The following is a 24,920-nucleotide window of genomic DNA, read 5'->3' as shown; positions in this document are numbered from 1 at the left end:
GTTGGAGGCATAGTGGTTTTTCGCAGTCTTGTCGCTCTCCTGCTGCTGGCGGCGCTGGCCTGCGGTTGCACGCCCGGCAGCATTTCACCGCAAACCGCCGGTCCTGTCGCGCAAGGCGGCGACACGCTGCCGAGCGAGGTCGAGAAGGCGGTCGGGCCGGCCTATCGCTCCCCGGAGCTGCAGGCTTTCGTCAACCGGGTCGGACAGCGGCTGGTCAGCCAGGCCAGCGTGCCCGGCAGCTATCGCTTTTTCGTCCTCGACCAGCCGGTGGCCAACGCCCACGCCTTGTCGAACGGCTACGTTTTCGTGACGCGAGGCCTGCTCGCCCTGATGGATGACGAGGCCGAGCTCGCCGCCGCGATGGCCCACGAGCTCGGGCACCTCACCGAACGCCATGCCGCCCAGCGCGAGCGGGAGCGCCGCGTCGTGATGGATGCCGCCGTCGAAGCCGCGATGAAGACCGGCTCGATCACGGTCGGCCGCTCGGTGGCGCGCGACGGGCTGATCAGGCTGCGCCGCTATTCGCGTGACCAGGAACTCGAGGCCGATCGAGTCGGCGTCGGATACATCACGCGCGCCGGCTATCGCGGCGATGCCATGATCACGCTGATCGAGAAATTGCGGCGCCAGTCGGCTCTCGAGGACCAGATCTACGGGCAGCCCGAGGACAGCCGCGAGCCGAGTGCCTTGTCGACCCATCCGGCAGCCGACGACCGTCTCGTGGCGCTGCGCGGCGCCGCCGGGGTCGGGCCGACAGGCGAGAGCGGCCGGGCCGGCTATCTCGCGGTGATCGACGGCATGTCGGTCGACGATCCGCCCGAGGAAGGCTTTGTGCGCGGGCCGACCTTCCAGCATCCCACGATGCGCATCGCGTTCAGCGCCCCGCGCGATTTCAGGCTCTACAACGACCACGAGGGTGTGCTGGGCGTCGGCAGCGATCGCTCGCTGCTTTATTTCACCTGCAAGGCCGGCAGCGTGCCGGGCAGGCTGGACGACTGGATGCGCAACAAGCTGCAACCGACACCGACCGACATCCAGTCGACCGAGATCGGTGGCGCGGAGGCGGCAATCGGCGCCCGCCCGCGCGGCTCCGACACCGGCCTCAGCCAGGTGCGCTACGTAATCATCCGGCGGCCCGACGGCATCTGCTATTTCAATCTTTTGAGCGACGGAGCCGACCGCGACCGGCGGATCGCCGCCATGGTCGAGGCGACGCGCAGCTTCCGTGACCTGACGCCGGCGGAAGCGGCGGCGCTGCGGCCCTATCGTCTGCGTGTCGTGCCCCGCAGCGGTGGCTCGGCGGCGGCCTATGCCGCCCGGATGCCCTATCCCGACCTCAAGCTCGAGCGATTGCTTGCCCTGAACGGGGTCGACGATGCGGCGGGCTTTGCGCGGCGCGACCAGGTGAAGATCGTCGAGCCCTGATGCTCATGCACTTCCGGACCGCGAGCCTCTGGCTCGCTCATGCGCGTGAGCGAGCCAGAGGCTCGCGGTCCGGAAGTGCATGAGCACTTGCTGGAGGCGCACGCTCCCATGAAAAAAGCGGCCGGTTTTCGCCGGCCGCTCTTTCGTAGATATCGGACGATCGCCGATCAGGCGACCTTCTGCAGGACGCTGTTCAGCTTCTGCGTCGCCAGATCCTTGTCGATCCGCTCGACGGCGGCGAGCTCGCGGGCCAAGCGGTCGAGGGCGGCCTCGTAGATCTGCCGCTCGCTGTAGGACTGGTCGGGCTGGCCGGCATTGCGATGCAGATCACGCACGACCTCGGCGATCGACACCGGGTCGCCCGAGTTGATTTTGGCTTCGTATTCCTGCGCGCGGCGGTTCCACATCGCGCGGCTGACGCGGCTGCGGCCCTTCAGGGTTACCAGCGCGCTCTCCATGATCTTGCGCGAGCTGAGCTTGCGCAGACCCGAGATCTTCGCCTTGGCAACGGGAACGCGCAGCATCATGCGCTCCTGCTCGAACGAGATCACGAACAGCTCCAGCTTGTGCCCGGCGATCTCCTTCGCCTCGATATCGACCACCCGGCCCACACCATGGGTCGGGTAAACGACGAAATCGCCCTTCTCGAAAGCAAACACAGTAGCCTTCGGCACTGCCTTCTTCGGCTTGGCCATGTCGAGTTCCTTCACTCTTCAACCCCGCATTTGGCGATACCGCGACCCGTCACACACGCTCCCCTGCGTGCTTGACCCGATGCCCAGTATCGGTAAGTTGCAATCGGATACCGATGAGGCGCCGAGCCAGTGACGACCCGGACCCCGGACCGCTTCCAGCCCCATCTTTATAACAGAATTTCCTCTCGGAGTCGCGCAAAATGTTGCATTTTGGCAACGCTCCGCCCATGCGGAGGCTGCATGCCTATCGCAAAGGACGCGTAAAAGGACTGAGGAACGGCTAAATCTAGCGCTTCGCGGGCTTATTGCTAAAGTATTTAGCGTACTTGTCCGGCACGTCCCGGAATTCGTCGGCGTCGGCTGGGGCCTCGCCTTTGCGGGTAATATTGGGCCACTGCGCCGAGAGGTCGCGGTTGACCTCCAGCCATTGCTCCATGCCCTTCTCGGTGTCGGGTACGATCGCCTTGGGCGGGCATTCCGGCTCGCAGACGCCGCAGTCGATGCACTCATCCGGATTGATGACCAGCATGTTCTCGCCCTCGTAGAAGCAATCGACAGGGCAGACTTCAACGCAGTCCATGTACTTGCACTTGATGCAAGCTTCGGTCACGACGTAGGTCATCACTAGCTCCAGGAACGAGCGGCGGGCTGCTTAACGTGTGCGAGACGCAGACGCAAGGCTGCATCACACCCCTTCGATTTCGTCATACAACGTGCGCGCTTCGGGCGCCGGTCCACGACGCTCGCCCAGTGCGAGAATCCGGACCACGCGCACCTTTGGCCCGAGCGCGAAGGTCAGCACCATGCCTGGCGCCACGGTAGCATGCGGCTTGTCGGTGACCCGGCCGTCGAGCCGGCAGCGTGCCTTCTCGACATAGCGCTGGGCAAGCGAACGGGTCTTGAAGAAGCGCGCATGCCAGAGCCATTTGTCGAGCCGCATCGGCGCGACGGATTATTTCTTTCCACCGAGCTTGAGCTCGAGCAGCTTGGCGAAGGGCGAATCGGACGCCGTCTCGCCCTTCTTCTCCGTCGTGGCGTAAAGTCGCAGCGCCGGTCCCCCGGTGTCGCGGCGCGGCGGGCGCGGACCCCGGCGATCGTCCCGTGGCGGTCCATCCTTGCGCGGACCGTCCTTGCGATCGGTCCGCGGCCCATCGGGCCTCTGGCCTTCCGGCCGAGGGCCGCGATCGGCGCCGCCACGGGGCGGCCCACTGCGGTTGGCGCCGTCGCGAGGAGGCCCATCGCGATGGGGACCATCTCGACGGGGCGCGTCGGCGAAGAATTGCCGTTCGTTCGGCCGTTCCGGCCGTTCTCGACGGCGCTGCTCGCGACGTTCGCGCTCTTCCAGGCGCTGCCGCTCGCGCTGCTCCTCGCGCTCGCGCACGAAGCGTGGCTTGACCGAAAACGCATGCAGCGGCCCGGTCTCGTCGGTCGGCGGATGCACGCGGTAGCCCAAGCCGCGCAGCACGTCGGCCATCTCGGGCTCGGAGCAGCCGACCAGCGACATCATCTGCGGCGTGGCGCGGAACCAGCCGGGCGGCAGCGGCCGCGGACCGGCGGGCCTCGCCGCTTGCGCTTTCCTCGCCTCGAGCGGCTGCTCCTCTTCGGGCCGTGCCTCCTCGGGTGCAGTCTCTTCGCTTGCTGGCGCTTCTGCCGTCACCTCGTCGGGCGTCGCGTTATCAGCCGGAGGCGGAGTCTCCTCGGTCGCATAGGCGGTCTCGGTCGCAGACGCAGATACCGGCTCGGACTCCGCAGCGGCCTCGACGACAGGAGCGACCTCCGCGCTCGGAGCAACCTCGACAGGCGGCGCCGTTTCGGCGACAGGCTCCTCGTTGCGGGCGGGAGCGGAGTCGCTGGCCGGTTCCCGGGTCGGATCGTTCTCGCCGAACGCAGCGGCAACAATCGCCCATTCACTGATCTCGGCATCGGTCGCCGGTGGCGGGATCGGCGGTGCAGCGGCTTCGCTCGCCGACGCGCCTCTGGCGTCGCTCCGTCTCTCGGGCCGTTCTCGCGGCTCGCGCTTTTCCTGCTTCTCCTGCTGGGCGCGGCGCGCGTTCTCGCGGCTGTCGCGCACCGCCGCGCGTGCCATGGCGGCCAGCCGCTCGACCATGTCGGCGCGAATCGCATGGTTGCCGAGCGGCAGGTAGCCGATCGCGCCGTAGAAGTCGCGTTCGGCACCTTGCGGCAGATCCATCGAGGTGCGGCCCTCGATCGGCAGAGGCGGGATGGAATCGCGGTTGCGGGCGACCATCCAGAGCCCGGCGCGCAAGCGGATCGGCACCGGCTTCAGCATGCTCGGGAAATAGAGCGAATAGACGCCGACCCGGACGCCGAGCTTGGCCAGTGCCTTGCGGTCCTCTTCGCCGAGATCCGCCATTTGCTGCTCGATCGGACGACGCGGCAGCACGCCGAGATTCTCGCAGAGCTGGAAGATGATGCCGCGCGCGCCGGCCGGCAGCTGTTCCAGGGTCGCGCGCGCATCCATCATTTCCGACAGGCCGAGCCGAATGCGCGTCTCGACCCAGGTGGCAACGCGCTTGCGCACTTCCTCGCGCGCCGGCCCGTCGAGCAGGTCGGACGACAGCGCCTCGACCTTGGGCGCCAGCACGTCCCCGCTCGGCAGCAGGCGGGCGACCGGTCCGCCACCCCAGCAAATCCGCAACTGCGAGTCGAACACCAGCCCGCCGTCCGGCGCGGACGTGAAGGCCTGCAGACGTGTCGGCAAATTTTCGCGCAAGGCGCGCAGTGCCGCGCTCAGAACGGCCTTCTGGTCCGTCACTTTTCCATCGGGGCCTTCGGTCGTGTCGGGAATGAACCGGAAGCCCTCGATGCGTCCGAGATGTTCGCCCTCGACAATGACCTCGCCCGCTTCAGCGACCGACGTCGTCATTTCACCCTCATCGCGCAATCTTCGTACAAGCAACGCCGCTCGTCTATCGACAAACCTTTGCGTCAAACGTTGATGCAGCACGTCCGACAGCCGGTCCTCTATAGCGCGCGCGCGCTCCTGCCAATGGGCGGCACGCTGAATCCAGTCGGCACGATGCGAAATGTAGGTCCAGGTCCGCACGTGCGCGATGCGTGTCATCAACGTGTCAATGTCGCCATCGAAACGCTCGAGTCGTTTGACGTGGCTGTCGATCCAGTCCTCGGGCAAACGCTCGCCACCCTGACTGAGATGCTGGAAAAGCTGACCGAGCAAGGTGGTGTGCTCTTCCGTCATGGTCTTGCGGAAATCCGGGACCTGACACACCTCCCATAGAAGCTTCACTCTCTTGGGTGCGTGCAGGCGGGGCAGAAAATCCGACATTTGCGCCAAAGTCTGCAGCGCGACCTGGTCGTCCTGCTCGCGCACCCGCTGCAGTGCGGCATGAGGTGGCGGTTCGTTGAGTGACGCGATCAGGGCCGGAATGGAGCGGAAGTCGAGTTCCGCGTTGCGCCATTGCAGCTCGCGCAGCGGGTCGAACCGGTGATTTTCGATCGCCTCGACGGTTTCCTCGTCCAGCCCGCCGACATCGATCGTGGTGCCGAAGGTGCCGTCGTTCATGTGCCGGCCGGCACGGCCGGCGATCTGGGCGATCTCGACGTCGCGCAGCCCGCGCAGCTGGCGGCCGTCATATTTGCGCAGCGAGGCGAACCAGACGTGGTTCACGTCCATATTGAGGCCCATGCCGATCGCGTCGGTCGCGACCAGGTAGTCGACCTCGCCCGACTGGAACATGTCGACCTGGGCGTTGCGCGTGCGCGGGCTGAGCGCGCCCATCACGATGGCCGTGCCGCCGCGCTGGCGGCGGATCAGCTCGGCGATGGCATAGACCTCGTTGGCCGAGAAGCCGACCACTGCCGAGCGGGCCGGCAGCCGCGTCGCCTTCTTCGGCCCGACGTACGACAGCTTGGAGAATCGCGGCCGCGCCACGACATCGATGTCGGGCAGTAGTCTGTTCAGCACCGGGCGGATGGTGTCGGCGCCGAGCAGCATGGTCTCGTTCATGCCGCGTGCGTAGAGGATGCGGTCGGTGAAGAAATGGCCGCGCTCGGGATCGGCCGCCATCTGCACCTCGTCGACGGCGAGGAAGGAGACCACGCGGTCGAGCGGCATCGATTCGACGGTGCAGACGAAGTAACGCGCGCCGGGCGGGATGATCTTCTCCTCGCCGGTGATCAGCGCGACCTGGTGCGCGCCCTTGATCTTGACGATGCGGTCGTAGTTCTCGCGCGCCAGCAGGCGCAGCGGGAAGCCGATCATGCCGGACTCGTGGCCCAGCATGCGTTCGATCGCGAGGTAGGTTTTGCCGGTATTGGTCGGGCCGAGAACGGCGGTCAGGCGGCCGTCGGCGCGGGAGGACGACATGGACCGACCTTGGCGCGCCGATGCGGCGGAAGCAAGGCTTGGAAGGAGGTCATGAGGACCCTCCATACCCGTTCCTCCCGCGAAGTCGGGAGAGGATTTGATGGCCGGAGCAGGATCGTGAAAGAGAGATCGAGACCCTCCCCGCCGGTGCTATCGTCACCCCATGAAAATCTGCATCGTGGGCGCCGGCGCGGTCGGCGGTCTCATTGGAACACGGCTTGCCGCCTCTGGTGTGGAGGTGGGCGCGCTTGCCCGGGGTGAGACGCTCGTGGCATTGCGCACGCACGGCTGGCGGCTGAAGCAGGGAGGCCAGTTGCTCTCCGGCCCCGCCGCTGAGGTGTCGAACGACGCGCGCGAGCTCGGGCCGCGGGATCTCGTTATCATCGCGGTCAAGGCACCGGTGACGGCCGCTCTTGCCGAGTCCGTGACCCCGCTGCTCGGACCCTCCACTATCGTGCTGCCGGCGATGAACGGCGTGCCGTGGTGGTTCATGCCGGATCTCGGCAGCATCGATCCGGGCGGTGCGGTTGCAAAGGCGATCCCTCTCCCGCATGTCATCGGCTGCGTCGTGCATCTCAGCGCCGCGACCGAAGCGCCGGGTGTGGCAGCGCACAAGAACGGCATGGGCCTGATCATCGGCGAGCCGGATGGCGCCTCGTCGTCGCGCCTCGCCGCAGTACACGCGCTGTTGGCCAACGCAGGCTTCAGCGTGACCTCGTCGCCCGCGATCCGGAGCGAGGCCTGGTACAAACTATGGGGCAACCTGACGATGAACCCGGTGTCGGCGCTGACCGGCGCCACGGGCGATCGCATCCTCGACGATCCCCTGGTGCGCAACTTCTGCTCGGCGGCGATGCTCGAGGCGCAGGCGATCGGCGCGCGAATCGGCTGCGCGATCGACCAGACTCCCGAGGAACGCCACGCCGTCACGCGCGAGCTCGGCGCCTTCAAGACCTCGATGCTGCTCGATGCCGAACGCGGCCGGCCGATCGAGCTCGACGCCATTGTCACCGTGGTGCACGAGCTCGGCAAGCGGACCGGCGTCGCGACGCCGAACATCGATGCGCTGCTCGGCCTGGCACGGCTCTTTGCGCAGTCGCGCGGGCTTTATCCGGCGGCCAGCAGCTCGAGCTTGTTGGCGCCCAGAACAGGACCCTGATCGGCCTGCTGGACGAGGACCGCGATGCCCTGGTCGGGCTGGAAGCGGTCGGCCGGCACGGTCCATTGTCGCTCAGCGCCATCCCAGCGGCTCACGCGCTCGAAATGCCGAACGACGTTGAAGTTGTCGAGCCGTCGGCCGTTGTTCTCGCCGCGCTCGACTGGCGTCGAATGGCGGCGGTCATAGGCGAAGACGACGACATCGGCCGGCTGGTCGAGCGTCGCCGCGGCAAGCCAGATCGACAGCGCGCCGTTGGCGGTACGTTTCAGCTTCGGGGTGGCGCGCTTCGACGACTGGCGCCGGACGTCGGCCAACAGGGCCTCGATCGCGTGCTCCTTCACGCCGGGTTCGTGGGCACGGCCGTCGACCACCATCTCCGGCGTGTAGACGTAGCGCTGCTTGAGGGTGCGGGCGTAGACGTGCTGCCGCTCGGTGTTCGCCTTACTGGCAAAGCGGTCTTTCCACCCGATGTAATCCCAGTAATCGACGTGGAAGGACAGAGCGACGATGTCCGGGCGCGCAGCGAGCTTGCCGAGATTCATATCGGCCGGCGGGCAAGAACTGCAGCCTTGCGAGGTGAAAAGCTCGATCGACCACGGGCCGTCTTTCGGCACCGCAGCGGCGCTGCGGCCGGCCAGGAGGCCCGCGCCGGCGATCAGGAGGGAACGTCTTCCGGGGAGGGACATGACGCGAACATGATGAGCGCGCCGACGCTTCTCCAATCAACAAACGGTTAGACTCATTTTACGTAATATTATAACACTTCGGGATGTTGCACGGCTCCGTTTCACCCGGCACGGCCCTGCTCGCCATGAGCGCCTCGACCCGCATCGCGGCGGCGCTCGGTGTGGCAGGCCTGTTGTGGCTCTGTGTCTGGTGGGCGCTGTGACCGCAGCCCTGAAGCTCGTGGATCTGACGGTAAGCTACGACCGTCATCCGGCGGTGCATCATCTCTCGGCCGAGATCCCGGCCGCCGAGATGACGGCGATCGTCGGACCCAACGGCGCGGGCAAGAGCAGCCTGCTCAAGGCCCTGATGGGGCTGGCGCCGCGCATCGAGGGCCGTATCGAATGCACGGCCAGGCGAATCGCCTACCTGCCGCAGCAGGCGGAGATCGACCGAACCTTTCCGATCTCCGTGCTCGACACCGTGCTGCTGGGCCGCTGGTCGCGCTTCGGCGCCTTCGGCAAGGCCGCGCGGATCGACGTGCACGATGCGCAGCATGCGATCGAGGCGGTCGGGCTGTCGGGCTTCGAGCGCCGGCCGATCGACACGCTCTCGGTCGGCCAGTTCCAGCGCGTGCTGTTCGCGCGTCTGCTGCTGCAGGACGCCGACCTCGTGCTGCTCGACGAGCCGTTTGCCGCGATCGACGCCAAGACGGTCGGTGACTTGATGGCGCTGATCCGGCGCTGGCGCAGCGAGAAGCGCACCGTCGTCGCGGTGCTGCACGACCTCGACCAAGTGCGCCACGACTTCCCCAACAGCCTGTTGCTGGCGCGCGAACTGGTCGACTCCGGTCCAACCGCGCGCGTGCTGTCGTCGGAGAACCTGCTGCGCGCGCGCGCGATGGCCGAGGCGTGGGACGACCAGGCGGGCGCCTGCGAGATGCCGCTGCGGAAGACGGCGTGACGTCGCCGCGGTCGGGATGACGGGAGAATGTACGATCTCCTGATCGCGCCCTTCGCCGACTTCGGCTTCATGAAGCGGGCGCTGGTGGCGAGCCTCTGCCTGTCGGTCGGGGGCTCGTCGATCGGCGTGTTCCTGATCCTGCGGCGCCTGAGCCTGATGGGTGACGCGCTGGCGCATGCTCTGCTGCCGGGCGCGGCGCTGGGCTTCCTGCTGGGCGGGCTGTCCCTGCCGGCGATGAGCCTCGGCGGTTTCCTCGCTGGCATCACGACGGCGCTGGTTTCCGGCGCGATCGCCCGTTTCACCTCGATGCGCGAGGATGCAAGCTTCGCTGCCGCCTATCTCACTGCGCTGGCGCTCGGCGTGCTGATCGTGTCGCTGCGTGGCTCGGCGGTCGACCTGATGAACATCCTGTTCGGCGCGATTCTCGCGGTCGACGACCAGGCGATGTTCCTGATCGCCGGCACGACAACCGTCACCCTGGTTGGCTTGGCTGCGATCTACCGGCCGCTGGTGGTCGAGTGCTTCAATCCCGGCTTCCTCGCCGCCATGGGTGTGAAGGGCGCACTTTATCATTATCTCTTCCTGGCGATGGCCGTGCTGAACATGGTCGCGGCCTTCCAGGCGCTCGGGACCCTCATGGCGCTCGGCCTCATGCTGCTGCCGGCGGTCGCCTCGTCGTTCTGGTCGCGCGAAGTCTGGTCGATGACGGCGATCGCGGCCCCCATGGCTTTCCTGTCGGGTGCGATCGGCCTGCTGGTGTCGTTCCATGCCGGCCTGCCCTCGGGCCCGGTGATCGTGCTGGTCGCCAGCCTTTTCTTCCTCGTCTCGCTGCTGTTCGGGTCGCGAGCGTCGGTGCGCGCAAGGCTGTCGCATCCGGTTCACCTTCGCGGCTAATCTCCGGCATGGCTCTGGAGAACAATGCGCAGGTGGCGCTGGCCGCCTTCGCGGTCGGCATCGGCTTCGGCGCGCTCGCCCGCTGGTCGGGTTTCTGCCTGCGCGGCGCCGTCGAGGACGTGCTGACCAGGCCGGACGCGCCACGTGCACGCGGCTTCGTGCTGGCGATCGTCGTAGGCCTGATTGGCGTGCAGGCGCTGGTGCTGACTGGCCGGCTCGACATCTCCAAAGCGGTGATCCTGCCGACATCCCTGTTCTGGGGCGGTGCGTTGCTGGGTGGCGCGCTGTTCGGCGTCGGCATGGTACTGACCGGGGGCTGCGGCACGCGCATGCTCGTGCTGGCGGCCGGTGGAAACCTGCGCTCCGTCGTCGCCTTCATCGTCTTCGGCTTCGTGGCCTACGCCACCATTCGCGGCATCCTGGCGCCGACGCGCGCGGCGCTGATGGCCGCGACCTCGGTGACGCTGGCCGAGCAGACCCTGCCGCTCGCGGTGGGAGGTGCCGTGCTCGTGGCAGCGCTCGCCTTCATCGCCTGGCGGCGGGTGCCGGCAAAGCACCTGATCGGCGGCGCGCTGATCGGGCTACTGGTGCCGGCGGGTTATCTCGTGACCGCCGTCCTGGGTGGCGACGAGTTCGAGCCGGCGACGGTCGAGAGCATCAACGTCACGCGCGGCGGCGGCGACGCGCTGATCTACCTGCTGACCTGGACCGGCTCGAAGATCAATTTCGGCATCGCCTTCGTGGCCGGTGTCTTCGTTGGGGCACTGCTGGTCGTCGCACTGCAGCGCGACTTCAAGCTGGTCGGGTTCGAGCGCCCGGCTGATATGTTGCGCTACACAGCCGGCGCGGCGCTGATGGGTGTGGGCGGCGTGCTGGCGCTGGGCTGCACCGTCGGCAATGGCCTCACCGGCATCGCCTCGCTGGCGCCAACCTCGTTCATCGCCCTGCCCGCGATGGTGCTGGCTGCTGCCGCGACCCTGAAATGGCGCTGGAGGAAACGACCATGACCGTGACTCTCAAGACCACCACCGCCAACAGCATCCACATGCGCTACGCCGAGGCCGGCAGCGGCCCGCTGGTGCTGTTCTGCCACGGCTGGCCGGAGAGCTGGTACTCCTGGCGGCACCAGCTCGCGGCGGTGAGCGAGGCCGGCTTCCGCGCCGTCGCGCCCGACATGCGCGGTTACGGCGGCACCGAGGCACCCGAACCGATCGACCAGTACACGCTGTTCAACCTGGTCGGCGACATGGCCGAGCTGGTCAAGGCGCTGGGCGAGACCAGCGCCGTCATCGTCGGCCATGACTGGGGCGCGCCGGTCGCCTGGCACGCGGCGCTGTGGCGGCCCGACCTGTTCACCGCCGTCTGCGGCATGAGTGTGCCCTACGTTCCACCCGGCTACGTCGATATCCTGACGGCGCTCGGCAAGCTCGGGATCAACGACTTCTACCTGCAGTATTTCCAGAAGCCCGGCGTGCCCGAGGCCGAGCTGCAGCAGGACATCCGGGCGGCGCTACGCCGAATCTACTACACGGCGGGCGGCGAGCTCGACGAGAAGGGCAAGGGCTTCGCCCGGCTCACCACCGGCACATTGCTCGGCAACACCGTCGATCCGCCGGAGCTGCCGCCGTGGCTGACGGAAGCCGATCTCGACTACTACGCCGGCGAGTTCGCCCGCACCGGCTTCCGCGGAGGTCTGAACTGGTACCGCAACCTGCGGCGCAACTGGGAGCTGGGCGGCCCGTGGCGTGGCCAGCCGATTCGCCAACCGTCGCTGTTCATCGCCGGCAGCAAGGACGGCGTGCTGCGTTTCCCGGCCGCGCAATCGCAGCTCGATGCCTTCCCCAAAACCTTGCCTGGCCTGCGCGGCAGCCACATTCTGGACGGAGCCGGCCATTGGGTGCAGCAGGAGCGGCCGGCCGAGGTCAACCGCCTGCTGATCGACTTCCTGAAGGGGTTGCCATGACCAGACTGTTCAGCCTTGTCCTTGCCGCGCTCCTCGCCTCGGCCACTGTCGCGACCGCCCAGGAATGCGAGGACCCGCCGCGGGCGCCTCCGCCGCCGAGCACCCCGACGACTTGAGGACGCGATGGCCTTCGATATCGACGACCGCGAAACCGAGGAACTCGTGCACGAGCTGGCTCGGCGCGCGGGGCTTCCCGTCGAAGAAGCAATAAAGCGGGCTGCCCCCAAAGCGCTGCAGGAAATCGAGGCCAGCCCGGCGGCGCTGGAGGCTTACATCGCACATGCACACAAGGCTCGGCCCGACGATTAGGCCTGTGACGAATAAATCGCCTCGAAGTCCGCCATTGGTAGATCACGCCCGCGACGAAGACCCTGTCATCCCGAGCGCAGCGAGGGATCTTTCCTGCTGCTCCAAAGATCCCTCGCTGCGCTCGGGATGACAACTTTGTCGAACATGCGCGCTTCGTAATTGTAGCGATTATGTCGTTACTGGCCCCTAGTTGGCCGTGACGACTTGGCCCATGCCCGTCGTCCCGACCGAAGCCAAGCAGAGTTCGGCGCGGTGGAGGGACTCGTCGCCACAATTTGCCGTTAAATGTTGTGACAAGGTCCTTCCGCTGTACGCCTTTGGCGCTCCGGCGATTTGACGCTCGATGCCCAGCGGGCACGGTAGCTACTTCTTCTCCTCGAACTTGAGCGCCGCGCCGTTCATGCAGTAGCGGTCGCCGGTCGGCTGCGGGCCGTCGGGGAAGACGTGGCCGAGATGGCCGCCGCACTTGGCGCAGGTGACCTCGGTGCGGACCATGCCGTGGCTGATATCGCTCGTCGTGTCGACCGCGCCACCGCTCATTGGCGCCCAGAAGCTCGGCCAGCCCGAACCGCTCTCGTACTTGGTCGAGGAATCGAACAGCGGCTCGCCGCAGCCGGCGCAGCGGAAGATGCCCTTGCGCTTCTCGTTGTTCAGCGGGCTGGTGAAGGGCCGCTCGGTGCCGTGGTTGCGCAGCACGTGATGCTGCAGCGGGTCGAGCTCCGTCTGCCACTCCGCGTCGCTCTTCTCGATCTTGGTGCTCATGACGACCTCCGGTAATCGCGCTGCCAATGTGGCCATGATTGGCGCTCAGACAAGCGCGCGCAACTCGCTCGTCGCGACCGACAGCATGGCAAGGTCGATCGGTCCCGCCGCCGTCAGCTCCTCCTTCAGGCGATCGACCCGCTCGAGCGCGAGCGTGCGGCCTTCGCTCCAGCGCCGCAGGGCGGTGTCTGTGTCGCCCTTCAGCCTGAGCGCGGAGCCCAGCAGGTCGGCATGCAGTGCCGCCAACTCGTCGAGCATCGCGACAGCCGCCTGCGACGGCCACTGGCCGTCGCGCGGCAGCTTGTGGGCGGCGGTTTCGAGGCGGGCGAGCGACAGCCGTTCGCCCAACTGGAAATAAAGCCGTGCCGCCTCTTCGATCGAACAGCCGTTGGTCCGAGCGGCCAGCATGAGGTCGCCGGCCGCCGCCAGTGTTTCCAGCGCCGAAGCCCGCCGCGCCGTGTCGGGCGGCGCGCCCAGTATCTCGAAGGCCGCCGCGCGCTCGTTGAGCGCGGTGCCCTCGGCCTCGCCGATCAGCGAGGACGGCAGATCGCCCAGCGCCGCCACGGCGGCGCCGAGCTGCTCGGTGGCGGCCATGGTGTCGATCGGCTGCGGCAGGCGGCGCAGGGTCCATTGCACCGCGCGGAGCAGGAAGCGTTGCGAGGCAACCAGCATGCGGGTCTGCGTCTCGGCTTTCAAGGTCGCGTCGAGGGCCTCGATCTCGGTCCACAGGTCGCGCAGCTTCCAGGCGTCGCGTACGACGGCGAAGGCACGCGCAATCGACGCGGCCGGCGCGCCGGTGCGCTGACCGACGGTGCGCACGAAGGTCGGGCCGCAGCGGTTCACCAGCGAGTTCACGACTTGCAAGGTCGCGATCTCGCGGCGCAGGCGATGATTGCGGAGCTGCGGCTCGAATTTCTGCTGCAGGGTCGTCGGGAAGTAGCGCAGCAGTTCGCCTTCGAGCAAGGGATCATCGGGCAGGTCGGAGTCGAGGATCTCGTCGGCGAGATCGATCTTGGCGTAGGCCAGCAACACCGACAGCTCGGGCCGCGTGAGATGCTGCCGGGCGAGGCCCCGCGCCCGCATCGCGGCGGTATCGGGAAGGAACTCGACGTCGCGGTCGAGCCGGCCGTGCCGTTCGAGGGCGCGCATGAAGCGCTCCAGCCGGTCATGCTCTTCGGCGGCCTGCGCCTCCGCGACGCTGATCGCCTGGCTCTGCTGGTAGTTGTTGCGCAGCACGAGGCTTGCGACCTCGTCGGTCATGCTGAACAGAAGCGCCTCGCGCCCTTCGGCCTGGTTGCCCCACGGACCGCCGATTGCGATCTTGATATTCACCTCGTGGTCCGAGGTGTCGACGCCGGCGGAGTTGTCCAGGGCGTCGGTATTGATCTTGCGCCCCGCGAGGGCGGCTTCCACGCGCCCGCGTTGCGTGAAGCCGAGGTTGGCGCCCTCGCCCACGACCTTGGCCCGCACGTCCGACGCGTCGATGCGCAGAGGATCCGAGGCGCGGTCGCCGGCGTCGGCGCTGGTTTCCGTCGACGCCTTCACATAGGTGCCGATGCCGCCGAAATAGAGCAGGTCGACCGGCGCCTTCAGGATGGCACGCATCAGGTCGATGGGAGTCGTCACCGGCTGGTCGATGCCCAGCACGGTGCGCGCCTCGTCCGACAGCGTGATCGACTTGGCGGTGCGATCGTACACGCCGCCGCCCGGCGAGATCAGCTTCCAGTCGTAGTCCATCCAGGACGATCGCGGCAGGTCGAACAGCCGCTTGCGCTCGACCCAGCTCAACGCCGGATCGGGCGCGGGGTCGATGAAGATGTGGCGATGGTCGAATGCCGCCAGCAGCTTGGTCTCCCTCGAACTCAGCATGCCGTTGCCGAACACGTCACCCGACATGTCGCCGACCCCTACGACGGTGAACGGCGTGCGCTGGATGTCGGTGCCGAGCTCGCGGAAGTGCCGCTTCACCGATTCCCAGGCGCCGCGGGCGGTGATGCCCATCTTCTTGTGGTCGTAGCCGGCCGAGCCGCCCGAGGCGAAGGCATCGTCGAGCCAGAAGCCGTAGTCGCGCGCCAGCGCATTGGCGATGTCGGAGAAGGTGGCGGTGCCCTTGTCGGCCGCGACCACGAGATAGGGATCGTCGCCGTCATGGCGCACGACGTTGGCGGGCGGCGCGATCCCGCCCGTGACGTAATTGTCGGTGAGATCGAGCAGGCCGCGGATCAGCGTCTGGTAGCAGGCGATGCCCTCGGCTTGCATCTGCTCGCGTGTGCCGCCGGCCGGCGGGCGCTTCACATAGAAGCCCCCTTTCGAGCCGGTCGGCACGATCACCGCGTTCTTCACGATCTGCGTCTTCATGAGCCCGAGGACCTCGGTGCGGAAGTCCTCGCGCCGGTCGGACCAGCGGATGCCGCCGCGCGCCACCCGGCCGCCGCGCAGATGAATGCCTTCCATGCGCGGGCTGTAGACGAAAATCTCGACCAGCGGTCGCGGCGCCGGCAGATCGTCGATCGCGCGGCTGTCGACCTTGAAGGAAATCCATTCCTTGTCGAGCCAGTAGTTGGTGCGCAGGCTGCAGCGGACGGCATCGAGGAAGCGGCGCAGGATGCGATCCTCGTCGAGCGTCGCAACGCCCTCCAGCGCTTCGGCGATCGACTTCTCGATCGCCTCGATGCGGGTCGTGCGCTCGGCCGACTGCGCCTCGCCCAGCGCCGGATCGAAGCGCGCCTTGAACAGCTCGACGGTGCCGTGGGCGATCGCGGGGTAGGCGACCAGCGCGCGCACCATGTAGTCCTGGCTGAAGGGAATGCCCGTCTGGCGCAGATACTTGGCATAGGCGCGCAGCAGCGCGACCTCGCGCCAGGCGAGGCCCGCGCCCAGCACCAGCCTGTTCAACCCGTCATTCTCCAGGGTACCCGCCCACAGATGATCGAGCGCCTCGGCGAAGCGTGGCCCCGCCTCGACGAGATCGACCGGCGACCTGTCCGCGGTCTCGACCCTCAGCACCTGCAGCGCGACACCGTCCTTGCCCGGGGCCTGCAGCAGGAAGGGCGCCTCGCTCAGCACGCGCAGGCCGAGATTCTCGGCAAGCGGCAGGATGTCGGACAGCGCGATCGGCTTCCTCGGATGGAACAGGCGCACCGCGAAGCGGTGCGGCGGCATGCTGGCGCGCCGTCCGAGGCGCACGCCGAACTCGGTGCCGCCGATCGCCGCCTGCAAGGGCCCGATATCGGCGACTGCCTGCGACGCCTCGAAGCTTTCGCGGTAGACCGGCGGGAACCAGTCGCGCCAACGCCGCGCCGCCGGACGGTCCTGCAGCGCCTGATCGAGCCGGTCGTTCCACGAGGTCGCGGCGTCGGCCAGCGCGCGCTCCGTTTCGGCGAGATCGGGTGTCGGGCTGTCCGGCGTATGGAGCTTCAGGGTGTAGAGCGCCTGGGCGAGCGGCGACGCGGTGCTGCCGGAGCCGGTGATCGATGTCACGTCGCCGTGCCACGCCTCCTCCAGGATGTGGCTGAAACGCTCGCCCAGTGCGGCATCGAAGCGTTCGCGCGGCGCGAACACCAGGCAGCTCGCGAAGCGGCCGACGGGATCGCGACGGGCGAACAGCGCCACCCGGCGGCGCTCCTGGAGCTGCAGGATGCCGACCGCATGATCGTAGAGTGTGTCGGGGTCGATCTGGAAAAGCTCGTCGCGCGGATAGGTGTCGAGGATCGCGAGCAGCGCTTTGCCGTCATGGCTGTTGGGATCCAGTCCGGCCCGGCGCAGCACCTGCTCGACCCGGTCGCGCAGCAGCGGCACGTCGAGCACCGGCGTGTGATAGGCGGTCGAGGTGAAGAGGCCGGCGAAGCGCCGCTCGCCGGTAACCCTTCCGTCCAGGTCATGCGTCTTCACGATGACGCAATCCATCGCCCCGCGACGATGGACCAGCGATTCGCGGTCGGTCTTGAGAATCAGGAGCGTCCGCGGCCCGCGCGCGAACCGCGCCATCGCCTCGCCGCCGCCCAGCCCGGCGTCGAACAGCCGGACCTCGTCGCGGCTCAGGATCCCGAGGGCCGAGCCCGGCATCACCTCGTAGCGGATGCCGCCGGGCTGCGCGGTGTCGTCCACATAGCGGTAGCGCCGATGGCCGAGGAAGGTGAAGTGATTGGCCTCGAGCCAGCACAGGAATTCCTCTTCCTCCTCGGTGCGGGCGGGTGCCAGGTCCTCGACGGCGTCGACCGCTGCCTGCCGCATCGCCTTCCAGTCGCCAACGGCGAGCCGCACTTCGGCGAGCACACGGGCCAGCGCCGCGGCGAGATCGTCGCGTTGGGCCGGCTCGGCCTGGCGGTCGATCTCGATCTGCATCAACGATTCGGACGGCGCATGCCCGTCGGCTTCGGCGAACATCAGGAGGTCGCCATCGAGATCGCGCCGCACCGGCATCACCGGATGGGCCAGCAGATGCGCGCCGAGCTCGCGCCGGTTCAGTTCGTTGACGATCGAATCGACCAGGAACGGCATGTCATCGTTGACGATCTGCACGATCGTATGGCGGCTCTCGAAGCCGTGCTCGGCAGTCGTCGGATTGAACACCCGCACCTTGGCGACGCCGGGCAGGCGGCGCCGGGCGAAGGCAAGCAGCGCCACAGCGGCGGCGGCCCGCTGTTCTGCCGAGGCGGTCGCCAGGTCCTTGTCGGCGACCCTTTCATAGAGGCGGCGGGCGAAGGCCTGGGCTTCCTCCGTGCCGGCGGCTGCGCCGATGGCGTCGAGCCCGTAAATGCGTGGTGCAAGCGCCGTGACCATGATCCTGTCCTCGTCCGTGCGGCGGGGGTGCGGATGGTACGCCTGCCGATGACGGTCTGACGACGAAGACGTGAAGGCTGGAAGTGCCCATCCCATGGGAGGTTTGGCCCGCTCCCCCGACGACGGTGCGCCGAATCGCTATGGATTCCGTCTGACGGCCACGGAATCCGTGGCAAAGCGCGTTTTGTTCTCATTGCCTTGCTGCATCTGCGAAGAAGGTCAAGGGTTCGAAAAACAAAATTTCAAACCCGGATTTCCTGTTCAAAAACAGAGGGTTGACCCTTGATTCCTGAGACTCACAATTGAGGAATAAATTTGGAAATGACAGACCCGCCGTCCCGCGTATCATCTAGGGATAGCGGGGCTGGAGAAACCGGCCCCTAGATGTAGGTATCATTCCACAAGATGTTTTATCCACATCTGTGGACAAGAAGAAAAGGGGAGCCGCAAGTGTTTGATGTTGTTCAAGTTCGAAGCGGTGCGCGGGTTGTTACCGATCCTTCTCGGGATGCCCGCCTGACGATCTTCGGCAAGGCCACCCTGTCCGACCGGTATCTGCTGCCGGGCGAATCCTATCAGGAGATGTTCGCGCGTGTGGCGTCAGCCTATGCCGACGACGATGCGCATGCCCAGCGCATCTACGACTACATTTCCAATCTGTGGTTTATGCCGGCAACCCCCGTTCTCTCGAACGGCGGGACCCAGCGCGGCCTGCCGATCTCCTGCTTCCTGAACGAGGCCAACGATTCGCTCGAAGGCATCCTCGGCCTGTGGAACGAGAATGTCTGGCTGGCGGCGCGGGGCGGCGGCATCGGCTCCTATTGGGGCAACCTGCGCTCGATCGGCGAAAAGGTCGGCATGAACGGCAAGACCTCCGGTGTCGTGCCCTTCATCCGCGTCATGGATTCTTTGACCCTGGCGATTTCCCAGGGCTCGCTGCGGCGCGGCTCGGCGGCGGTTTACCTGCCGGTCAGCCATCCCGAGATCGAGGAGTTCATCGAGATCCGCCGTCCGACCGGCGGCGATCCCAACCGCAAGGCGCTCAATCTCCATCACGGCCTGCTGATCTCCGATGCCTTCATGCGCGCGGTCGAGAACGACGAGGAATGGGGCCTGGTCTCGCCGAAGGATGGCGCCGTGCTGCGCAAGGTCTCGGCCCGCCATCTCTGGATCCGCATCCTGACCGCGCGTATCGAGACCGGCGAGCCCTACCTGATCTTCGTCGATCACGTGAACAAGGCGCGGCCCGAGCAGCAGAAGCTGGCGGGCCTCGAGGTCAAGACCTCGAACCTCTGCTCGGAGATCACGCTGCCGACCGGCGTCGACCATCACGGCAAGCAGCGTACGGCCGTGTGCTGCCTGTCGTCGCTCAATCTCGAGACCTATCTCGAATGGCACGAGCATCCGACCTTCATCGAGGACGTGATGCGCTTCCTCGACAACGTGCTGCAGGGCTTCATCGACACCGCCGGCACTGACTTCGCCAAGGCGACGTACGCCGCCATGCGCGAGCGCTCGGTCGGTCTCGGCGTGATGGGCTTCCACTCCTTCCTGCAGCAGAACAACATCCCGCTCGAGGCCGTGATGGCCAAGGTGTGGAACAAGAAGATGTTCAAGCACATCCGCGGCCAGTGCGACCAGGCGTCGAAGACGCTCGCCCGGGAACGCGGTGCGTGCCCGGATGCCGCCGATTTCGGCATCGAGGAGCGCTTCTCCAACAAGCTCGCGATCGCGCCGACGGCGTCGATCTCGATCATCTGCGGCGGCGCCTCGCCCGGCATCGAGCCGTCGGCGGCCAATGTCTACAATCACAAGACGCTGTCGGGCTCCTTCGTGGTGCGCAACCCGTACCTCGAGAAGCTGCTGGCCCAGAAGGGCCGCAACGATGAGGACACCTGGACCTCGATCACCACCACGCAGGGCTCGGTGCAGCATCTCGACTGCCTCGACGACCACGAGAAGGCGGTGTTCAAGACGGCGTTCGAGATCGACCAGCGCTGGCTGATCGAGCATGCCGCCGACCGCACGCCCTACATCTGCCAGAGCCAGTCGCTCAACCTCTTCCTGCCGGCGGACGTGCACAAGCGCGACCTGCACCAGATCCACATGATGGCCTGGAAGCGCGGCGTGAAGACGCTTTACTACTGCCGTTCGCTGTCGATCCAGCGCGCCGACGTCGTGTCGAATGACGCGGTCGTCTCGCCGCTGGGCGATCATGCCCTGTCTTTACCTCGAGTCGACGCCCCCGCTGTCCCACCGGTCGGCCTGCCGGCCGGTGGGACCAACAACGATTACGAAGAGTGCCTGAGCTGCCAGTAGCGTAACGCGCCTCGGTCGTCCCGACCGGAGCGAAGCGGAGTGGAAGGACCTTCTCTCGGCGACTCACCGCCATTTCGTTGAAGCAAGGTCTCTCCACTCCGCTTCGCTCCGGTCGAGACGACGGGGTTGATGTCATTTGTTGGAATTCATCCCATGTCCCTTCTCGACGCCAAGCCGATCTACAAGCCGTTCCGCTATCCGTGGGCCTATGATGCCTGGCTGATGCAGCAGCGTCTCCACTGGCTGCCGGAGGAAGTGCCTCTGGCCGACGACGTGAAGGACTGGCGCAACAAGCTGACCGACAGCGAGCGCCATCTGCTGACGCAGATCTTCCGCTTCTTCACCCAGGCCGACGTCGAGGTGAACAACTGCTACATGCGGCACTACAGCCGCGTCTTCAAGCCGACCGAAGTGCAGATGATGCTGGCCGCCTTCTCCGCGATGGAGACGGTCCACGTCGCCGCCTACAGCCATCTGCTCGACACGATCGGCATGCCGGAAACGGAGTATTCGGTCTTCCTCACCGTCAAGGAGATGAAAGACAAATATGACTATATGCAGGGCTTCAACGTCGATTCGAAGGCCGACATCGCCAAGACGTTGGCGGTGTTCGGCGCCTTCACCGAGGGCCTGCAGCTCTTCGCCTCCTTTGCGATGCTGATGAACTTCCCGCGCTTCAACAAGATGAAGGGCATGGGCCAGATCGTGACCTGGTCGGTGCGCGACGAGACGCTGCACTGCAACTCGATCGTCAAGCTGTTCCGCACTTTCGTGCAGGAGAACCCCGAGATCTGGACCGAGAGCCTGCAGCGCGAGATCTACCTCGCCTGCTCGACCATCGTCGACCACGAGGACGCCTTCATCGACCTCGCCTTCGAGATCGATGGCATCGAGGGCATGACCGCGACCGACGTGAAGCGCTACATCCGCTTCATCGCCGACCGGCGCCTGATCCAGCTTGGCCTGCAGCCGATCTACAAGAAGGACGCCAAGAACCCGCTGCCTTGGATGGACCAGATGCTCAACGCCATCGAGCACACGAATTTCTTCGAGAACCGCGCAACGGAGTACTCGAAAGCCTCGACCAAGGGGACGTGGGACGAGGCCTTCAGCTGAAGTGCGGGAAGAAGATGAAGCGACTGGCTTTCACCGTGGGCCTGGTCGGATGGGCTTTGGCCGGCCCGTGCGGGCAAGCCGGGGCGATGGAAGTCCCCAAGGACCTTGCGGGCCGGTACGCGCCGCGCGGGGATTGCACCCGCGAGCCGAGGCTGATCGTGGATTCGCAGGGGATAACGGTGCAATCCGGTGGAAAGCAGTCGAAGCTGGCACCCGTCGATGTGTGCCTGACCTGCGCGGGGGGCACCCGTTATGAAGGCATCGAGGTTTGGATCGGACCAAATACGAAGGGCGGGGACCAGCCTTTCGTTTTCCGGTTCAATGCGAACGAAAAGCGCGGGACCGTCCTGATCGAGCAGCTGGACCGGAGAGCGCTGCCTCCCATCGTGGGGACGATGGTTGCCGGCTCTCCCTACATGAGGTGCCGAAGCTAACCGGCGGCCGGCCTCTCGATCTTGACCGCGTGCGCAGCGATCGCGCTGCCCTTGATGTCAATGATCGTGTAGCTGTCTCCGTTGATCGGGTCGTCCAGTGCGGAAACATTGACGAAGGCTGTTCCCCTGCGCGTCGTCATCCTGAAGCCATGGCGATGTCCGAACAGGTGGAGGGCCACACCGGGGAAATCCCGGTCGATTCCGAAAAGCCGATCGTGGCTGACCAGAACGGCTCGGCCCGGCTCCGCGTTCGCTTCCGTGAGGGCCGCTGCCAAAGGCGATCTGTTCAGAAGCAGCGGCAATGCGCGCTGGCGCGGCGTACCGCTCGAGGCGGTGCTCGATCAGGCGGGCGTGCACGCCGGCGCGAAGCAGGTCGCCTAACTAAGCCGGCTTCGACGGCCCGGTGATCGACAAGACGCTCAAGTTCGTGAAGGCGCTCGACATTGACCATGCGCGTGACGGCGAGTTCGACGGCTCCTGGATGAAGGGCGCCTACCGCATGCCCGACCGCATCGTCTGAAGGGGCGCCTCACCCCAACTCCAGGCTCGCCACCCCGAACAGGCTTGCGCGATCGATCGCGGGTTCCGCTTCGGTGTACATGCGCGCGGTCTCGAAGGCAGGCTCGAGGCCAAGTTGCTCGGCGAGCCGCGTGCCGGCCTCGTTGAAATCCGGCATGTCGATGGCGACCGGCTTGCCGGGCATCGTCGCCGCCAGCCCCGTGATCAGCGCTGCAGCGATCGCGGTCGACGCGGCATAGAGCGGCCCGATGCGCGAGGCGGTGACCGCGGCGCGGATCACGCCGAAGCCGGTGATCTCGCCGTCCTCCATCGCGACCAGCGCGGCGCGCTCGGGCATCGTGATCCAGGGTGAGAGGAAGCTGTCGCGCAGCTCGGGAAAGAAGCGGCGGTCGTAGGCGGCGAGCCTGTCGAACGGCAGGCTGCGCGCATCGACCAGCCGCACGCCCGGTGGCGGTGCTGCGAACACGGGCTTGCCTTCGTGACGGGCATTGTTCCAGGCATGACGGAAACCGGACTTGCGATAGTTGCCCTGCTGCGCGATGACACCGTCCAGCCCGATGTTGCGGCCGGCGAGCCGTTTCATGCCCGCGTTCCAGATCTGAAGGCCGTAGCCCTTCCCGCGCACCGCCGGCCGAGCGATGTAGCAGCCGAGAAAGCCGAAGCCCGCGCCATAGCGCACGACCGAGATGCAGACGGCGGGCTCACCGTCGAGCCGGCCCATCAGGAAGGCGCCGGGATCCATCGCGTGGAAGGCAAAGCGGTCGGTGTTCGCGGGGTTCCAGCCTTCGTCGCTGGCCCACTCCATCACGCGCACCACATCGTCCACACTCGCGGTCGCGATCTCGAAAGCCATGCCCGTCCCCATTTGCGCAGCCGCACCCTAGCGATCAGACTGTAGGGCAACAAAGCGTTTCGGGGGACGAAGAAGCCATGAAGGGGCTTGCTATGTTGCTCGCGGCGCTCGCCACCTGTTCCTGGGCCTTCGCGCCATCGGCGCAGGCCCAGCAATGGGTGGCGAGCTGGACCGGCTCGGCGCAGGGACCCTATCCGATCGGCAACCCGACGGCACAGCCCGAGCTCAAGTTCGCGTTGCCCTCGGCGGAGCAGGGCGCCAACGACCAGACCTTCCGCCTGATCGTGAAGCCCGACGTGTGGGGCCCACAGGCCCGCATCCGTCTGTCGAATGCCTTCGGCAGGAAGCCCGTGCTCTTCGACGACGTGCACATCGGCCTTCAGGAGAGCGGCAGCGCGATCGTGCCTGGCACCAACAGGCCGCTGCAGTTCGGCGGCCGCAACAGCGTCACGGTCGCACCGGGCGAGAGCGTGGTGAGCGATCCGGTGGCGCTGCCCTTCGTGAAGACCGCCAACGACCCGATGCTGCGCGGCCGCAAGCTCGCGGTCAGCTTCCATGTCGTGGGCGAAAGCGGGCCGCTCACCTGGCACGCCAAGGCGCTGCAGACCTCCTACATCAGCCCGCCCGGCAGCGGCGCCAAGGGGCAGGAGGATGGCGAAGCTTCGTTCCCCTTCTCGACCGCGTCGTGGTTCTTCCTCGACGAGGTCGACATGCAGGTCGCTGCCCTCACCCGCGTCGTCGTCTGCTTCGGCGATTCGATCACCGACGGCACGGGCACCACGATCAACGGCGACGACCGCTGGCCCGACGTCCTCTCGCGCCGCCTGCGCTCCGCCTACAACGACAGCTTCGTTGTGGTGAACCAGGGCATCGGCGGCAACTAGGTGATCGGACCGGCCGACTACGCCGCAAAGCCGATCCCCGGTGGCCCGAGCGCGCTCGACCGGCTCGACCGCGACATCGTGAGCCTACCCGGCGTCGGCACGGTGATCTGGCTCGAGGGCATCAACGACTTCGGTGCGGCCGACGCCACGGCCGAGGCCGTGATCGAGGGCTACAAGAAGGGTGTCGCCCATCTGCGCGACAAGATCCCGAGGGTGCGCATCCTGGCCGCCACGTTGACCTCGGCACTCAACAGCACGTCGACGCACGGTCGGCCCGAGGTCGAGGCCAGGCGCAAGGCGCTCAACGAGTTCCTGCGCACCAGCAAGATCTTCGACGGCGTGATCGACTTCGACGCCGCCACGCTCGACAGCGCGACCGGCGAGATCAAGGCGATGTACCAGCCCAACTCCTCGGTCGGCGGGCCAGGTGACAGGCTGCATCCCAACCGGGCGGGCTATGCCGCGATGGCCAATGCCATCGACCTCGCCATCGTCGCCGTGCGGCCGGCTCCGAGCCCGCGCAAGTAGGGTTCTGTGCTGTAACCCGTGTCCAGACTCGCGCGGGGTAATCCCCGTGCGTAAGCGCTGAAGGCGCGCAATGGACCGTGGTTCAACGAACTGCTGCCCGTCCATCGCCGACATCAACTCGAACGCGCGATGGTGATCGAAGATGGCATGAACCCATGCATCCGCAAGCGCAGCCGGACATCCGCTCTGGCCGGCATGACGGACCCGATTCGGACATTGGGCGACGGCCGAAAAGTGCCAAATACCGACATTGGCGCACTGAAGTCGACACGCCATTCCCGTGTGAACAGACCCAACTGCC

The 24,920-nt window shown here is 66.7% G+C and carries 18 protein-coding genes and 2 pseudogenes; 11 read left to right on the top strand and 9 right to left on the bottom strand.

Annotated features, from left to right (window positions below; translation table 11 throughout):
• Nucleotides 1–12: 12 nt before the first annotated feature.
• Entirely contained in the window at nt 13–1,425 is a 1,413-nt protein-coding gene (locus ACQY8M_RS05160) for a M48 family metalloprotease (RefSeq protein ID WP_428669538.1), read from the top strand.
• Nucleotides 1,426–1,592: 167 nt separating this feature from the next.
• Here the strand turns inward: ACQY8M_RS05160 and ACQY8M_RS05155 are convergent, their stop codons facing one another.
• The 4 genes from ACQY8M_RS05155 to ACQY8M_RS05140 form a co-directional block, all read right to left on the bottom strand.
• Nucleotides 1,593–2,120: a CarD family transcriptional regulator gene (locus tag ACQY8M_RS05155; RefSeq protein WP_428669536.1), complete on the bottom strand. Its 528-nt coding sequence runs from the start codon at nt 2,118–2,120 to the stop codon at nt 1,593–1,595.
• A gap of 286 nt (nt 2,121–2,406) precedes the next feature.
• A complete protein-coding gene (gene fdxA / locus ACQY8M_RS05150; protein ID WP_428669534.1) occupies nt 2,407–2,742 on the bottom strand; it encodes a ferredoxin FdxA in 336 nt (111 codons plus the stop codon).
• A 63-nt stretch (nt 2,743–2,805) separates the two neighbouring features.
• Nucleotides 2,806–3,060, bottom strand: a complete 255-nt coding sequence (locus ACQY8M_RS05145; RefSeq protein ID WP_428669532.1) for an RNA-binding S4 domain-containing protein — start codon at nt 3,058–3,060, stop codon at nt 2,806–2,808.
• A gap of 12 nt (nt 3,061–3,072) precedes the next feature.
• Nucleotides 3,073–6,468, bottom strand: coding sequence for a helicase-related protein (locus tag ACQY8M_RS05140; protein ID WP_428669530.1), 3,396 nt, complete (start codon nt 6,466–6,468; stop codon nt 3,073–3,075).
• A 163-nt stretch (nt 6,469–6,631) separates the two neighbouring features.
• On the opposite strand from ACQY8M_RS05140, the gene ACQY8M_RS05135 reads away from it, so the two are divergent.
• Nucleotides 6,632–7,627 carry a 2-dehydropantoate 2-reductase gene (locus tag ACQY8M_RS05135; protein WP_428669528.1) on the top strand — a complete coding sequence of 332 codons (996 nt, stop codon included), beginning with the start codon at nt 6,632–6,634 and terminating at the stop codon, nt 7,625–7,627.
• On the opposite strand, the gene ACQY8M_RS05130 is transcribed toward ACQY8M_RS05135, so the two are convergent.
• Complete coding sequence (locus tag ACQY8M_RS05130) at nt 7,576–8,313, bottom strand: DUF1223 domain-containing protein (protein ID WP_428669526.1); 738 nt, start codon at nt 8,311–8,313, stop codon at nt 7,576–7,578. The genes ACQY8M_RS05135 and ACQY8M_RS05130 overlap by 52 nt on opposite strands.
• 199 nt (nt 8,314–8,512) lie before the next feature.
• Between ACQY8M_RS05130 and ACQY8M_RS05125 the strand changes: the two genes are divergently transcribed.
• From ACQY8M_RS05125 to ACQY8M_RS05105, 5 genes are all read left to right on the top strand, one after another.
• On the top strand, nt 8,513–9,256 hold the full coding sequence (locus ACQY8M_RS05125; protein ID WP_428669524.1) for a metal ABC transporter ATP-binding protein: 744 nt from the start codon (nt 8,513–8,515) through the stop codon (nt 9,254–9,256).
• Nucleotides 9,257–9,283: 27 nt separating this feature from the next.
• Nucleotides 9,284–10,150 carry a metal ABC transporter permease gene (locus ACQY8M_RS05120; RefSeq protein ID WP_428669522.1) on the top strand — a complete coding sequence of 289 codons (867 nt, stop codon included), beginning with the start codon at nt 9,284–9,286 and terminating at the stop codon, nt 10,148–10,150.
• An 8-nt stretch (nt 10,151–10,158) separates the two neighbouring features.
• A complete protein-coding gene (locus ACQY8M_RS05115) occupies nt 10,159–11,157 on the top strand; it encodes a YeeE/YedE family protein (RefSeq protein WP_428669520.1) in 999 nt (332 codons plus the stop codon).
• Nucleotides 11,154–12,113: an alpha/beta fold hydrolase gene (locus ACQY8M_RS05110; RefSeq protein ID WP_428669518.1), complete on the top strand. Its 960-nt coding sequence runs from the start codon at nt 11,154–11,156 to the stop codon at nt 12,111–12,113. The genes ACQY8M_RS05115 and ACQY8M_RS05110 overlap by 4 nt, the downstream gene beginning before the upstream one ends.
• A 123-nt stretch (nt 12,114–12,236) precedes the next feature.
• Nucleotides 12,237–12,422 (top strand): type II toxin-antitoxin system VapB family antitoxin, encoded by a 186-nt coding sequence (locus tag ACQY8M_RS05105; RefSeq protein WP_428669516.1) that lies wholly within the window; start codon nt 12,237–12,239, stop codon nt 12,420–12,422.
• A gap of 363 nt (nt 12,423–12,785) precedes the next feature.
• Here the strand turns inward: ACQY8M_RS05105 and msrB are convergent, their stop codons facing one another.
• Together msrB and ACQY8M_RS05095 are read right to left on the bottom strand one after the other, a co-directional pair.
• On the bottom strand, nt 12,786–13,184 hold the full coding sequence (msrB, locus tag ACQY8M_RS05100) for a peptide-methionine (R)-S-oxide reductase MsrB (RefSeq protein WP_428669514.1): 399 nt from the start codon (nt 13,182–13,184) through the stop codon (nt 12,786–12,788).
• A gap of 45 nt (nt 13,185–13,229) precedes the next feature.
• The gene (locus ACQY8M_RS05095; protein WP_428669512.1) at nt 13,230–17,966 is read right to left on the bottom strand and encodes an NAD-glutamate dehydrogenase; all 4,737 of its coding nucleotides are present in this window, start codon (nt 17,964–17,966) and stop codon (nt 13,230–13,232) included.
• A 450-nt stretch (nt 17,967–18,416) separates the two neighbouring features.
• On the opposite strand from ACQY8M_RS05095, the gene ACQY8M_RS05090 reads away from it, so the two are divergent.
• Both ACQY8M_RS05090 and ACQY8M_RS05085 read left to right on the top strand, forming a co-directional pair.
• On the top strand, nt 18,417–20,285 hold the full coding sequence (locus ACQY8M_RS05090; RefSeq protein ID WP_428669510.1) for a ribonucleoside-diphosphate reductase subunit alpha: 1,869 nt from the start codon (nt 18,417–18,419) through the stop codon (nt 20,283–20,285).
• Nucleotides 20,286–20,438: 153 nt separating this feature from the next.
• Nucleotides 20,439–21,401, top strand: a complete 963-nt coding sequence (locus ACQY8M_RS05085; protein ID WP_428669508.1) for a ribonucleotide-diphosphate reductase subunit beta — start codon at nt 20,439–20,441, stop codon at nt 21,399–21,401.
• Nucleotides 21,402–21,831: 430 nt separating this feature from the next.
• Here ACQY8M_RS05085 and ACQY8M_RS05080 read toward each other — a convergent pair whose 3' ends face one another.
• Entirely contained in the window at nt 21,832–22,137 is a 306-nt protein-coding gene (locus ACQY8M_RS05080) for a hypothetical protein (protein WP_428675625.1), read from the bottom strand.
• Between ACQY8M_RS05080 and ACQY8M_RS05075 the strand changes: the two are divergent.
• Nucleotides 22,133–22,343, top strand: a pseudogene (locus ACQY8M_RS05075) (molybdopterin-dependent oxidoreductase); the annotation flags it as partial. The gene ACQY8M_RS05080 and the pseudogene ACQY8M_RS05075 sit on opposite strands and share 5 nt — an antisense overlap.
• A 21-nt stretch (nt 22,344–22,364) precedes the next feature.
• Here the strand turns inward: ACQY8M_RS05075 and ACQY8M_RS05070 are convergent.
• Nucleotides 22,365–23,207 (bottom strand): GNAT family N-acetyltransferase, encoded by an 843-nt coding sequence (locus tag ACQY8M_RS05070; RefSeq protein ID WP_428669506.1) that lies wholly within the window; start codon nt 23,205–23,207, stop codon nt 22,365–22,367.
• A gap of 77 nt (nt 23,208–23,284) precedes the next feature.
• On the opposite strand from ACQY8M_RS05070, the pseudogene ACQY8M_RS05065 reads away from it, so the two are divergent.
• Nucleotides 23,285–24,619: pseudogene (locus ACQY8M_RS05065) on the top strand (GDSL-type esterase/lipase family protein).
• Nucleotides 24,620–24,920: the final 301 nt, after the last annotated feature.

The sequence above is a fragment of the Reyranella sp. genome, assembly GCF_965279465.1.
In the GTDB taxonomy this organism is placed as follows: Bacteria; Pseudomonadota; Alphaproteobacteria; order Reyranellales; family Reyranellaceae; genus Reyranella.
This window is presented reverse-complemented; position numbering and strand designations above follow the sequence as displayed.

Bases quoted from the DNA above. Each gene is read 5' to 3' on its own strand.
- ACQY8M_RS05155 (WP_428669536.1), bottom strand. From the start codon at position 2,120: ATGGCCAAGCCGAAGAAGGCAGTGCCGAAGGCTACTGTGTTTGCTTTC.
- ACQY8M_RS05140 (WP_428669530.1), bottom strand. From the start codon at position 6,468: ATGTCGTCCTCCCGCGCCGACGGCCGCCTGACCGCCGTTCTCGGCCCG.
- ACQY8M_RS05110 (WP_428669518.1), top strand. From the start codon at position 11,154: ATGACCGTGACTCTCAAGACCACCACCGCCAACAGCATCCACATGCGC.
- ACQY8M_RS05095 (WP_428669512.1), bottom strand. From the start codon at position 17,966: ATGGTCACGGCGCTTGCACCACGCATTTACGGGCTCGACGCCATCGGC.
- ACQY8M_RS05085 (WP_428669508.1), top strand. From the start codon at position 20,439: ATGTCCCTTCTCGACGCCAAGCCGATCTACAAGCCGTTCCGCTATCCG.
- ACQY8M_RS05120 (WP_428669522.1), top strand. From the start codon at position 9,284: ATGTACGATCTCCTGATCGCGCCCTTCGCCGACTTCGGCTTCATGAAG.
- ACQY8M_RS05135 (WP_428669528.1), top strand. From the start codon at position 6,632: ATGAAAATCTGCATCGTGGGCGCCGGCGCGGTCGGCGGTCTCATTGGA.
- ACQY8M_RS05115 (WP_428669520.1), top strand. From the start codon at position 10,159: ATGGCTCTGGAGAACAATGCGCAGGTGGCGCTGGCCGCCTTCGCGGTC.
- fdxA (WP_428669534.1), bottom strand. From the start codon at position 2,742: ATGACCTACGTCGTGACCGAAGCTTGCATCAAGTGCAAGTACATGGAC.
- ACQY8M_RS05070 (WP_428669506.1), bottom strand. From the start codon at position 23,207: ATGGCTTTCGAGATCGCGACCGCGAGTGTGGACGATGTGGTGCGCGTG.
- msrB (WP_428669514.1), bottom strand. From the start codon at position 13,184: ATGAGCACCAAGATCGAGAAGAGCGACGCGGAGTGGCAGACGGAGCTC.
- ACQY8M_RS05130 (WP_428669526.1), bottom strand. From the start codon at position 8,313: ATGTCCCTCCCCGGAAGACGTTCCCTCCTGATCGCCGGCGCGGGCCTC.
- ACQY8M_RS05145 (WP_428669532.1), bottom strand. From the start codon at position 3,060: ATGCGGCTCGACAAATGGCTCTGGCATGCGCGCTTCTTCAAGACCCGT.
- ACQY8M_RS05105 (WP_428669516.1), top strand. From the start codon at position 12,237: ATGGCCTTCGATATCGACGACCGCGAAACCGAGGAACTCGTGCACGAG.